The 12,033-nt window shown below is 66.6% G+C and carries 12 protein-coding genes; 1 reads left to right on the top strand and 11 read right to left on the bottom strand.

The window, feature by feature from the left end:
* Positions 1-12 precede the first annotated feature (12 nt).
* From astB to fabV, 9 genes are all read right to left on the bottom strand, one after another.
* Positions 13-1,377, bottom strand: coding sequence for an N-succinylarginine dihydrolase (astB, locus tag HELO_RS02210; protein ID WP_013331174.1), 1,365 nt, complete (start codon positions 1,375-1,377; stop codon positions 13-15).
* A complete protein-coding gene (gene astD, locus HELO_RS02205; protein ID WP_013331173.1) occupies positions 1,374-2,843 on the bottom strand; it encodes a succinylglutamate-semialdehyde dehydrogenase in 1,470 nt (489 codons plus the stop codon). The genes astB and astD overlap by 4 nt, the downstream gene beginning before the upstream one ends.
* Positions 2,843-3,889 carry an arginine N-succinyltransferase gene (gene astA / locus HELO_RS02200; protein WP_013331172.1) on the bottom strand — a complete coding sequence of 349 codons (1,047 nt, stop codon included), beginning with the start codon at positions 3,887-3,889 and terminating at the stop codon, positions 2,843-2,845. Before astA ends, astD begins: the two co-directional genes overlap by 1 nt.
* Complete coding sequence (locus tag HELO_RS02195) at positions 3,889-4,959, bottom strand: arginine N-succinyltransferase (RefSeq protein ID WP_013331171.1); 1,071 nt, start codon at positions 4,957-4,959, stop codon at positions 3,889-3,891. Before HELO_RS02195 ends, astA begins: the two co-directional genes overlap by 1 nt.
* A gap of 47 nt (positions 4,960-5,006) precedes the next feature.
* The gene (locus HELO_RS02190; RefSeq protein ID WP_013331170.1) at positions 5,007-6,221 is read right to left on the bottom strand and encodes an aspartate aminotransferase family protein; all 1,215 of its coding nucleotides are present in this window, start codon (positions 6,219-6,221) and stop codon (positions 5,007-5,009) included.
* A 138-nt stretch (positions 6,222-6,359) separates the two neighbouring features.
* The gene (locus tag HELO_RS02185) at positions 6,360-7,337 is read right to left on the bottom strand and encodes a GlxA family transcriptional regulator (RefSeq protein WP_013331169.1); all 978 of its coding nucleotides are present in this window, start codon (positions 7,335-7,337) and stop codon (positions 6,360-6,362) included.
* Positions 7,327-7,884, bottom strand: a complete 558-nt coding sequence (locus HELO_RS02180) for an isochorismatase family protein (protein ID WP_013331168.1) — start codon at positions 7,882-7,884, stop codon at positions 7,327-7,329. Before HELO_RS02180 ends, HELO_RS02185 begins: the two co-directional genes overlap by 11 nt.
* A gap of 138 nt (positions 7,885-8,022) precedes the next feature.
* Positions 8,023-9,006: a GlxA family transcriptional regulator gene (locus HELO_RS02175; RefSeq protein ID WP_013331167.1), complete on the bottom strand. Its 984-nt coding sequence runs from the start codon at positions 9,004-9,006 to the stop codon at positions 8,023-8,025.
* 96 nt (positions 9,007-9,102) lie between these two features.
* Complete coding sequence (gene fabV / locus HELO_RS02170; protein ID WP_013331166.1) at positions 9,103-10,299, bottom strand: enoyl-ACP reductase FabV; 1,197 nt, start codon at positions 10,297-10,299, stop codon at positions 9,103-9,105.
* A gap of 208 nt (positions 10,300-10,507) precedes the next feature.
* On the opposite strand from fabV, the gene HELO_RS02165 reads away from it, so the two are divergent.
* Positions 10,508-10,897: a DUF7079 family protein gene (locus tag HELO_RS02165; protein WP_013331165.1), complete on the top strand. Its 390-nt coding sequence runs from the start codon at positions 10,508-10,510 to the stop codon at positions 10,895-10,897.
* 12 nt (positions 10,898-10,909) lie between these two features.
* Here HELO_RS02165 and HELO_RS02160 read toward each other — a convergent pair whose 3' ends face one another.
* Positions 10,910-11,401, bottom strand: coding sequence for a glutathione peroxidase (locus HELO_RS02160; RefSeq protein ID WP_013331164.1), 492 nt, complete (start codon positions 11,399-11,401; stop codon positions 10,910-10,912).
* A 71-nt stretch (positions 11,402-11,472) separates the two neighbouring features.
* The gene (locus HELO_RS02155) at positions 11,473-12,027 is read right to left on the bottom strand and encodes an NUDIX hydrolase (protein WP_013331163.1); all 555 of its coding nucleotides are present in this window, start codon (positions 12,025-12,027) and stop codon (positions 11,473-11,475) included.
* Positions 12,028-12,033 lie beyond the last annotated feature (6 nt).

The following is a 12,033-nucleotide window of genomic DNA, read 5'->3' as shown; positions in this document are numbered from 1 at the left end:
GGCATTACCGGTTCATGCCATCTGAAACGGGTAGACACTGCCGATACGCAGGATACGCGTCAGCTCGTCCAGGGCGGCGAGGGTTTCCTCGGCGAGTTGCGGGTCGGCCAGGTCAGCGGGGGCCAAGCGGTCCCGGTAGTGGCGCTCGACCCAGGCGGTCAACTCGCCATGCAGGGCCTCGTCGAGCAGCACGCGCCCGGAGAGTGTGGCGCGCTCCTCGGCCGAGAGCGCCACGCGCAGGCGCAGGCATGCTGGACCACCGCCGTTGCGCATGCTCTGCTTGACGTCCTTGACCACCACCTCGCCGATCGGATTGTTGCCGGCCAGCAGGTGATCCTGAATGCAGCGCCACACCGCCTCGCGCTCCTGGCACTCGCCGGGTACCACCAGTGTCATGCTGCCGTCAGGATTGCTGAGCAATTGAGAGTTGAACAGGTACGAGGCCACGGCATCGTCGAGGCTGACCGCCTCGCGCGGCACCCGCACCGGAATTAACGGCTCGGGCATGCTGGCACGCAGCGCTTCCAGCGTGCCCTCTTCGTCGCGGAAGGCCATCTCGTGATAGAGCAGCACGGGGCCGTTGCCCACTGCGATGACGTCATTGTGGAAGACGCCGGCATCGATGGCCTCGGGATGCTGCTGGGCGAACACCGTCTGCGCCTCATTGAGACCATGCTGACGCGCCACCGCCTGGCTGGCCTCCAGGGTCTGCCGCGCCGGATAGCGACGCGGTTCGACGCCATCGCCACCGAAGGCCTGGCGTCCATAGACGTAGAGATGCACCCCGGCCTCGCCATGTGAAGCACACAGCCGGGTGTGGTTGGCCGCACCCTCGTCGGCGAAGGCCGGCGTGGCGGGCAGCGCCGGATGGTGCGCGAAACGTGCCTCGTCGGCGAAGATCGACGCCAGAACCCGACCGGTGGTGTCCGGTTCCAGATAGCGATGGAAGCTCGACTGCAGGTTGGCCGGGGTGAAATGAACGCGGCCGTCGGCGGCATCGACGCTTGGTGTCACCGTGGCCGCATTGGCGGTCCACATGCTGGAGGCCGAACACACCGCGCGCAGCAGCTGCGGCGCCTCGCGGGCGGCCCGGGACAGCACCCGGGCATTGTCGCCGTCGAATCCCAGGGCGCGCAGGGCACCCAGGTCCGGGCGCTGCTGGGGCGGCAGAACGCCTTGGGCGTAGCCGGCCTCCATCAGCGACTTCATCTTTTCGAGCCCCTGGAGGGCCGCTTCGCGCGGATTGGCGACCAGCCCCTCATGGGTCATCGAGGCGACATTGCCATGCGCCAGCCCCGAGTAGTTGTGCGTCGGCCCCACCAGACCGTCGAAGTTCACCTCGCGAACGTCGAGCCCCGCTTGCCGTTCATCGGTCATAGGCTCACCCCCGGCGGCAGTTGATCGGGCAGCTGCAGGTCCTCGGTCTCCATGGAAGCCACCGGATAGGCGCAGTAATCGGCGGCGTAATAGGCGCTCGGGCGATGGTTACCGCTGTCGCCCACCCCGCCGAAGGGAGCGTCGCCGGAAGCGCCGGTGGTCTGGCGATTCCAGTTGACGATGCCGGCGCGAATGCGCAGCAGGAAGTCGTCCCAGTCGGCCCGCTCGCCGCCGATCAGCCCGGCGGAGAGGCCGTAGCGCGTATCATTGGCCAGCCGCAGCGCCTCGTCCCAGTCGTCATAGCGATAGACCTTGAGCAGCGGACCGAAGTGTTCCTCGTCGGGCACCTCCAGGCCGGTGACATCGACCAGGGCGGGCGACAGCAGGCTGGTGCCCTCCTCCAGGCGCGCCATGCGCGACAGCACCGTTCCGCCGCGCTCCTCGAGATCGGCCTGGGCAGCGAGCAGCCCGTCGGCCGCTTCCAGGGTCGCCAGGCCGCCATAGAAGCCGGCCGGCTCGGCGAACTGGCCGGCCACCCTCAGCTTGGCGATGGCTTCGCTCAGGGCTTCCAGCAGCCGATCGCCCACCGGTCCGCGCGGCACGATCAAGCGGCGTGCGCAGGTGCAGCGCTGGCCACCGGACAGGAAGGCCGACTGCAGGATGGTCAGTACGGCCGCCTCCTGGTTGGGCACGTCCTTGACCACCAACGGATTGTTGCCGCCGAGCTCCAGGGCCAGGATCTTGCCCAGCTGCTCGGAGAACTGGCGCTGGAGCAGACCGCCGACCTTGGCGCTGCCGGTGAACAGCAGGCCATCGATGCCCGGATGCCGGGACAACGCCTGCCCCACCGGCGCCGCCCCCTGCACCAGGTTGATGACGCCATCCGGCAGACCGGCCTCGCGCCAGCACTGCAGGGTCAGATCGGCGGTCAGCGGCGTCTGCTCGCTGGGCTTGAAGACCACGCTGTTGCCGGCCAGCAACGCCGGCACGATATGCCCGTTGGGCAGGTGCCCCGGGAAATTGTAGGGGCCGAACACCGCCATCACGCCATGCGGACGATGGCGCAGCACCGCCCGGGCATCGCCCAGATCACGCTCGCGCTCGCCGGCACGCTCCTGCTGGGCGCGAATCGAGATCGCCACCTTGCCGATCATGGCGCCAACCTCGGTGCGCGCTTCCCACAACGGCTTGCCGGTCTCATGGGCAATGGCCGTGGCCAGCGCTTCGCGATGGGTTTCCAGCACTTCGCGGAAACGCTCCACCAGGGCCTTGCGCTGTTCCAGGGGCGTGCGCGCCCAGGCCGGCATGGCAGCGCGGGCGGCCTCCACGGCGGCCCCCACCTGGGCCTCGCTGGCGGCGCCACCGGACCACAGCGCCTCGCCGCCAACGGGATCATGCTTGGCGAATTCTTCGGCCTCGCCGGACTGCCAATGGCCGCCGATCAGTAGCTGTTGCGTCGCCTTCATCATGTCTCCTCGTCGGTATCCAGAATGCGCAGGGTGTCGCCCGCGCCGACCTCGAGTCGCTCGGCCTCGGCCTCGCTCAGGGTCAGCACGCCTTCATCGTCGGGACCACGTCCCACCCAGGCCGCGCGGAAGTCGGCCATTACGGTGTTGGAGGCCAACCAGCGCGGACGCGGTGTCTGCTCCAGCTCACCGGCCTTGACCTCGACCCGGCAGGTCCGCGACAGGCGCACGCCGCGCACGTCGTCGATATAGGCTTCCACGGTGGGACCGCCATCGAAGATGTCGATGAAGCCTTCCCAGCGCAGTCCCTCCTTCTTGAGCATCGCCAGCGCCGGACGAGTGTGCTCGTGCACCTGGCCGATGCAGGCGCGCGCTTCTTCGGAGAGAAAGGGCGTGTAGATCGGGAACTTGGGCATCAACTCGCCGATGAAGCTCTTCTGGCCCAGCCCGGTGAGCCGGTCGGCCTCGTTGAAATCCATGGGGAAGAAGTGGCTGCCCAGGCACTCCCAGAAGGGACTCCTGCCCGATTCGTCGAACAGGCCGCGCATCTCCGCCAGCACCTTGTCGGGGAAGCCGTCACGGAATTCGGCCATGAACAGCCAGCGCATCATCGACAGCAGCGCGCCATTGCGCTCGTGGCGACGATCGGAACCACGATACTCGGAGCGCAGGAACAGCGAGGCCACTTCGGCGTCGCCGGTGTGATCCGAGCTCAAAAACAGGGTATCGATGGTGCGGTGCAGGTCGAGCTGTACCGAGGAATGCGCCAGGGTGCCGACGCGGTAATGGTAGAAGGGAATCTCGCGTCCCACCTGGCTTTCGATGGCGCAACAGCCGGCGAGACGCCCCTCGACCTCGTCCTCGAGCACGAAGAAGTAAAGGCGCTTGTCTTCCGGCGTCTCGCCATTGAAGGCGCTCACCGCCGAAGCGATCTTGGCGGCCAGGAAGGGCTCGTTATCAGGCAGCGAGGTGAACCCCACCCCCGTTTCGCGGGCCAGTACCCGCAGTTCGTCCAGGTCGGACTCGGCAATCGGTCGGATGCGCATTACAACTCTCCCTCGTCGTAACCCGGATCATGCTCGGCACCGGCGAGCGCCAGCGGCGCGGCAAGCACGGCGCGGCCTTCCTCGACGCCGAGCAGCTCGGCGTGTTCCGGCGACAGCATCAGCTGGCCAGTGGGCGACAGGGCATAGCGCGCCACCACACAACGAAAATCGCCGAGACGCTGATTGGCGACCATGGCCGGTTCGGCATCCGGCAACGAATGGGCCGGCCGAATGCGCACCGGATGCCAGGCGGCATGGCGGAAGCTCTCGAGCCGCTCGCGCTCACCCTTGATCACCGGCCCGGCATCGAAGATGTCGACATGCCGCGAGCGCAGGAAACCCTCGGCCAGCATCTCGCTCATGGCCGATTCGTGTTCCGGGTGCTCACGCCCCACCGCGGCCCGCGCCTGGGGTGTGAGCAGCGCCTGATAAAGCGGGAACTGCGGCATCACCTCGGCGATGAAGCTCTTCGAGCGCACCCCGGCGATATAGTTGATGTCCTGGAAGTCGCGGACGAAGAAATGCCGCCCCACGCTGTTCCAGAACGGCGACTGCTGCTCGTCGTCCAGATAGCCGGGGAAGGCCATCGCCAGGATCTCGGCGAAACGTTCCGGGTACTGGGCAATGAACATCAGCCGAGCGCGGCGCAGCAGGCTCTCGGCGCTGGTGCCCCGATAATGCGCGTCGAGCGAATAGGCGCACAGCAGGCTCGCTTCGGAGACCTCGTGGGAGAGCGATAGGGTCTGTACCTCGCGGCGCACGTCGAGCTGCTGCGAGGCGTGGATCAGCGTCTCCTGACGATAGGTGTAGTAGGCCTCCCGGGCGCCGGCCTGGGCGCGGATGGTGGCGGTGCCTACCGCCTCGCCCCGCTCCAGGTCCTCGAGCACGAAGGTATAGTGCTCGTCGCCGGGAAACTCCACCTCGGCCTCGAAGGCCCGTTGGGAGCGCGCCAGACGCTCCTCCAGTCGGTCGCGGTGCGCCGGCAGGTTGGTCAGGCGCGGCGTGGCGCTGCCCGCCAACCGCTCCAGGGCCGGCAGATCCGCCGGCCGGGCGGGACGTACCACCAGCATGTCATGGCCTCCACGTGATTCGGCTTCCGGCATGGCGGGGACGCGACTCACTGGTCGGCCACCAGGCGCGCGACGGCACGCTCGAGACGCGCCATGCCCTCGGCGATATCCGCCTCGGGGATCACCAGCGACGGTGCCATGCGCAGCACATTGGGACCGGCCACCAGCGCCATCAGGCCTTCCTCGATGGCCAGCGGCAGGATGTCCTTGGCGCGCCCTTCGTACTCGGGATGCATCTCGGCACCGATCAACAGCCCCATGCCGCGCACTTCCTTGAAGACGCCGTGCTTGCGGTTGATGGCCTCGAGGTGCTCGCGGAACAGGTCATGACGCTTGGCCACGCCCTCCAGCACCTCGGGGGTGTCGATATGCTCGACCGCCGCCAGGGCCACGGCGGACGCCAGGGCGTTGCCCCCGTAGGTCGAGCCATGGGTGCCCAGGCCCAGCGACGGCGCGACGCGGTCGGTGGTCAGCATGGCACCCACCGGGAAGCCGCCGCCGAGCGCCTTGGCGGTGGTCAGGATGTCCGGGGTCACGCCGTACTGCATGTAGGCGTACAGCGAGCCGGTGCGGCCCACGCCGGTCTGTACCTCGTCGAAGATCAGCAAGGCGTCGTTGGCATCGCAGAGTTCGCGCAGGCCCTTGAGGAACTCGGGATCGGCGGGAACGATGCCGCCCTCGCCCTGCATCGGCTCGACCATCACCGCGCAGGTGTCGGCGTCGATCAGCTCGCGCACGCTTTCCAGGTCGTTGTACTCGCCGTGCACGATGCCGCCCGGCACCGGCCCGAAGCCCTGGGAATACTTCGGCTGGCCGCCGACGCTGACGGTGAAGAAGGTCCGGCCATGGAAGGACTTGCCGAAGGAAACGATGCGGTTCTTGCGCTCGCCGTGATTGTCGTAGGCCCAGCGACGCGCCAGCTTGAGCGCGGCTTCATTGGCCTCGCCACCGGAATTGCACAGATAGACCTTGTCGGCGAAGGTGCGCTCGACCAGGCTGCGCGCCAGCTTCAGGGCCGGCTCGTTGGTATAGACATTGGCCAGGTGCCACAGCTTGTCGGCCTGGTCCTTGAGGGCATCGACCAGCACCGGGTGGCAATGACCCAGCGCGTTCACCGCGATCCCCCCGGCGAAATCGATGTACTCCTTGCCCTGCTGATCCCACAGGCGGCTGCCCTCGCCACGCACCGGGATGGTTTTCTGGGGCGCATAGTTGGGCACCATGTACTGGTCGAAATCGCTGCGGGTCGGGGTCTGGGTCATGTCACGCTCCTTTTGCTCGAGAAGACTCGGAAGGATGGATCATCGTTTTCGAGTCGATGCATTCGAGTATAGGGAGCGCAAACCGAAGCGGCTTTCAGCAATGGGACGGCGAATTGTGAAAGAAGGCAGCGAAGCGGGTCAGGACGAGCCTGACTCCCGGCGCTCGCGCCATGCTCGGGGTGAACCGGTTTCGAAACGGCGCCAGGCACGCCTGAGCTGCCGGTCGTCGCCAAGACCGACTTCTTCGGCAATACGTGCCAGGCTCCAGGGCGTCTCGTCCATCAATTGTCGGGCGAGTTGCAGACGCAAACGCAGCAGGTAATCATGCGGCGACATGCCGGCGACCGCGGGGAAGCGACGTCGCAGGTGACGTTCACTCATTATCGCCGCTCGCGCCATGTCGGCCATTGACCACCTTTCTCCCAGACGAGCGCTCAGGGCATCCTGCAAGCGGTGGATACGCTCGTCGACATGATTGCGCCCTTCCAGCCAACCGGCCAGTTGCGGCTCATGGCCGCTGCGGCGCAGGTAAAGCACCATCTCCCGGGCCACCGCCAGCGTCAGCCGGTGACCGAAGCGTCGCGTCAGCCAGTGCAGCATGGTGTCGATGCCCGTGGAGATCCCGGCGCTGGTGAGGACGGGGCCATCCTCAATGAAGATACAGTCGCCCTGAACACGAGCCCCCGGCGCCAGGGTTTCCAGCTGCGCCAGCAGGGTGTGATGGGTGGTACAGCGACGACCGTCCAGCAGGCCAGCCTCGGCCAACAGCAACGAACCCGAGCAGATCCCCATGACCGTGCGGGCCGCCGGCGCATGCTCGCGCAGCCATTCGACGGCAAGCGGCTGACGGCTCGGATCGATGCCCTGCCGATACTGTCCGGGCACCAGCAGCAGATCCCAGTCCTGCGACGCCCGTGGCAGGGGCTCGATGCCGCTCAGCGCCAGTGGTCCCAGCCAGTCGAGCGTCTCGCTGGGGCCGAAGTAGCGAATCGTCAGGTCCTCGTGCATGCGCTGCGCGCTATGCAGCACTTGCAGCGGCCCCACCAGGTCGAGCGGGACCTGGCCGGGGAGCATCAGCACCCCGACCGTCGGAGACGGCGCCACCTCAAGCGGCATGCGTGCCCCATTCGCTTGCCAGTTCGGCGACATCGACGATGCGGGCAAAGCGCCCTTCCAGCACCAGCTCGGTACGGGCGCGAATGTCCTCGGCGGACCAGGTCCGGCCAAGCCGGGCCATGGGGAAAGTCAGGGTCGCTTCGCTGACGAAGTCCACCTCGAAGCCGAGGTCGGCGGCGATACGCGTGGTGGTTTCGCAGCACTGCTCGGTGCGAATGCCGCTGATGATCAGTCGTTCGATGCCCCGATCGTGCAGCCAGCGCTCCAGTTCGGTGTCGGTGAAGGCATTGTGGGCTCGTTTGTGGAAGGTCGCCGCCGACGGCTCGTCGAACCCTTCGAGCGGACGAATCAGGCCATGCTCGGGATCGAAGGGCGTCGCACTGCCGGGCTCCTCGTGGTAGATGCGTACCAGGGGAATTCCAGCTTGTCGGGCCAGCGCCAGCAAGGCGTGTTGCCGCTCGCGCCAGGGGGCAGCCAGCGCCTCGTCCCAGTAGTCACGCGCCGGGAAGGAAGCTTGAACGTCGATCATCAGTAGTGCGGTGTTCATGGGCATGGTCTCCGCCAAGGAGCAATGGATGGTCATGCCAGCATAGCGCCGCCCCTTCGCGGAACTGAGGCCATAAGCGGCTCATCAGCGGACATTTTCGGCCATGATCACCGAGTGCGGACACTTTTCGTCGAGCCTCTAGCCCAGGCGCTCCTCGCGGGGCGTCATGCCGAAGTGATTGCGATAGGCGGTGGAGAAATGAGCCGCCGAGGAAAAGCCGGTCTGCAGAGCGATCTCGCCGGCGGGACGATCGCTTTCGCGCAACAGGCGGCGGGCCTGTTGCAGGCGCAGGTTGAGGTAATAGCGGCTGGGCACGGCCTGGAGATACTTCTTGAACAGCCGCTCGAGCTGGCGGCGCGAGATGCCGAGGTGCTCGGCCAGTTCGTGGGTCGTCAGGGGTTCCTCGATGTTCGACTCCATCAGCGCCACCGCGTCCACCAGGCTCTGGGGAGCGTGACCGAGCCGCGTGCGCAACGGTACTTGCTGGGGCTCGTCGCCCATGCGAATGCGCTCGAGCACGAAATGCTCGGAGATACGCTCGGCCAGCTCGTCACCGTGGTGGCTGCCGACCAGGGTCATCATCATGTCCATGGCGGCGGTGCCGCCTCCGCAGGTCAGCCGGTCGCGGTCGATCTCGAACAGCTGCTGGGACAAGCGGACCCTGGGATAGTCCCGGGCGAAGGCCTCGAAGCGCGGCCAGGGCAAGGTGGCACGATAGCCATCCAGCACCCCGGTTCGCGCCAGCAACTCGGTACCGCCGCCGATACCGCCCAGCACCACCCGGGCGGCGGCCAGCCGCTGCAACCAGTCGAGCAGTGTCCGGGGAACGCTGCCCGCCAGCGGGCCCGGCGCGCACACCAGCAGCAAGTCCAGCGACGTCCCCGACTCGCCGGCCGCGGCCTGGGGCAGCAAGGCCTGACCGGAAGCACTGGCGACCGGCCGCTCATCGACGGCGAAGGTCGACAGGCGATACAGCGTGCGCCCGGCCAGGCGGTTGGCCACGTGCAAAGGCTCGGTGGCACAGGCCTGGGCCAGCATCGAGAACCCGGGCAGCACCACCATCCCCACGTCTCGGGTCAGGCCGTAGGAAGGCGACCCGCCCCTGCCATCAGCCCCCATCATCGACGTTGCGCAGGGTATCGATGAAAGCGTTGGACCGGGAGATCAAGCCAGCCATGGTGGAGCCGCGGCAGGACTCGAGATTTCATGCGGCATCTCTCAGAGTTCGACGACATCGAAGTTCGCCACCGGATCGACGTCGGCCTCGTAGTCCACGTCGTCCCGCTCGAAGCCGAAGAGCTTCAGGAAGTCGTGCTTGTAGCCGGCGTAGTCGGTGATCTCGAACAGGTTATCGGTGGTGACCTCCGCCCACAGCGCCTTGCAGGCCTGCTGGATATCGTCGCGCAGCTCCCAGTCATCGAGGCGCAGGCGCCCCGCATCATCGGTCTCGGCCTCGCCACCGTAGAGGCGCTCGCCGAACAGGCGATTGAGCTGGTCGATGGTGCCTTCGTGGAGCCCCTGTTCCTTCATCACCTTGTAGACCATGGCGATATACAGCGGCATCACCGGAATCGCCGCGCTGGCCTGGGTGACCACGGACTTGAGCACCGCCACGTTGGCACCACCGCCCTGCTGGCCGAGACGCTTGTCGATCTCGCCGGCAGCACGGTCGAGATCTTCCTTGGCGCGCCCCAGGGCGCCATGCCAGTAGATTGGCCAGGTGATCTCGGTACCGATGTAGCTGAAGGCCACGGACCTGGCCCCCGGCGCCAGCACACCGGCGCGATCCAGGGCATCGATCCACAGTTCCCAGTCCTCGCCACCCATCACATCGATGGTATCGGCGATCTCCTGCTCGGTGGCCGGCTCGACCTCGGCCTCGATGATGGCGTCCTTGTTGGTGTCGATGGCAGTGGCACGGTAGGTCTCGCCGATCGGCTTGAGGCTGGAGCGCTTGACCTCGCCGCTGTCGGGCAGCTTGCGCACCGGGGACGCCAGGGAATAGACCACCAGGTCGACCTGGCCGAGATCCTGCTTGATCAGCTCGATGGCCTTCTCGCGCGCTTCGTGGGAGAAGGCATCACCGTTGATGGACTTGCTGTAGAGGCCTTCGGCCTTGGCGAACTTGTCGAAAGCCGCTGAGTTGTACCAGCCGGCGGTGCCGGGCTTCTTCTCAGTGCCCGGCTTCTCGAAGAACACGCCCAGGGTATCGGCACCGTAGCCGAAGGCCGCGGTGACGCGTGCCGCCAGGCCGTAACCGCTGGAGGCACCGACCACCAGCACTTTCTTGGGGCCAGCGTTCTTGTCCAGTCCTCGCGTCCGGGTCGCCTCGATCTGCTCGAGCACGTTCTTCTCGCAACCGACGGGATGGGTGGTGGTGCAGATGAAACCGCGTACCTTGGGCTTGATGATCACGACAGACCTCTTCGTTGGATATCAGGGAGCCGCGCGGCGGCGTCCGGAACATTGTGTTGCAATGGCGACATTCTAGCGACACTGGGCGTCACTGTCCGCCCTCATCGGCTCGCGGGAGGGGAACCGGCCCGGACATTGTTGAGTGCGGCCGCAGGCTGGGGCAGCATGAGCGTGATCCCGATGTCCGAAAACGAGCAGGAGACCGCCAATGGATGCCCAGACCCTCGTCGACGAGCGTGGCGAATTATGGCTGGCGCTGGCGCCTCTGTGGCTGGAACGGGAACCCAAGGAGACCGACTACGCACGCATGGTCGAGGTCATCCAGCGTCATGATCTCAGCGTGCAGGAGCTGGAATGGGTCTTCCGACTGGAGCTGGCGCCGGTGCTCTCCCGCCAGCAGATGTCCGTGGCCAGCGAATGGCGCCACTTCGACGATCACAAGCTGATGCGTCTGCTGGTGGCCCACAACCTGCGACTCAAGGGCTGGCGACGCAAGACCTGGGCCCTGTTCTCGGGCCTGACCACCATCATGGCCCGCCACCGCTGGAACGAGCTGATGGAACGGGTATTGATCGCGCGGGGCGAGACCCTGTCGTGATGGCGAGCCGCGTCACCCCCAGGGTTCGTCCAGAATGGACTCCAGCGCCTCGTTGAGCTCCCTGATCCCCGCCCGTGGCGGGAAGCGACGCACGACGCGGCCATCCCGGGCCACCAGGAACTTGGTGAAATTCCACTTGATGGCCTTCGTCCCCAGGACTCCCGGCGCCTCGCGCTTGAGCTCGACGAACAAGGGATGAGCGTGGCGCCCGTTGACCCGCACCTTTTCCATCAGCGGAAAGGTCACGCTATAGGTCTGTTCACCAAACGAGCAGAATCCGGCCGCCGACTCGGGAGATTGCCGTCCGAACTGATTGCAGGGGAACGCCAGTATGGTGAAGCCGCGGTCGCGGTGACGCCGATAGAGACGCTCGAGTTCGCCGAGCTGGGACGTGAAGCCACAGCGGCTGGCCACATTGACGATCAGGAGCACCTGGCCGCGCAGGGCGCGGAGGTTGAAGGGCTCGCCGCCATGGGTGCGGCAATCGTGGTCATGGATGCTCATGGCTCGGGCTCGCTGTCTGTTCCTTCAAGATGCCACGCCGGCTCCCTCGGCGCCAGTCCCGCGCCGAAGACTCACCTGGAGACCGCAACGAGTGAGCCGTCGTGGATGAGCGTCTCCACCACCTGACGCGTGTCCGGTGTGACATCCTCGAGCGCCAGGGCCTGCTCGGGAGGCAGCCAGAAGGCCTCGGCGACTTCCTCCGCCTGCAGGACCAGGGGGCCATCGTAGTCGACCAGATAGGCACTACCGAAGATGTGGTTGCCATTCCGCGCATGAACGAACTCCAGCACATGGCGCAGGGGCACCCCGACGATCCCGAGTTCCTCGGCCAATTCGCGTCTCGCCGCCACATGCACCGCCTCGCCGGCACCGACCACGCCACCGGCAGCCAGATCAATGCCGCCGGGGAAGACCTCCTTGTACAGAGTGCGTCGCTGCACGCACAACTCGCCCCGTGCATTGCGCACCACGATGTAGGTGGCGCGGTGCCAGAAGCAATAGCGCCGCATGGTCGCGCGCGGGGCGCTGCCGCAGGGACGATTGCGCGCATCCACCAGTTGGATGCTCTCGTCGGATATGCGCTGGACCGTCGTCGATTCGGACGACACACCGGGCTCGGTGGCCATGGAAAC

It is taken from the genome of Halomonas elongata DSM 2581 (assembly GCF_000196875.2).
GTDB lineage: Bacteria > Pseudomonadota > Gammaproteobacteria > Pseudomonadales > Halomonadaceae > Halomonas > Halomonas elongata.
Note: the sequence above shows the minus strand (reverse complement) of the source record. Positions and strands in the feature narration are given on the sequence as shown.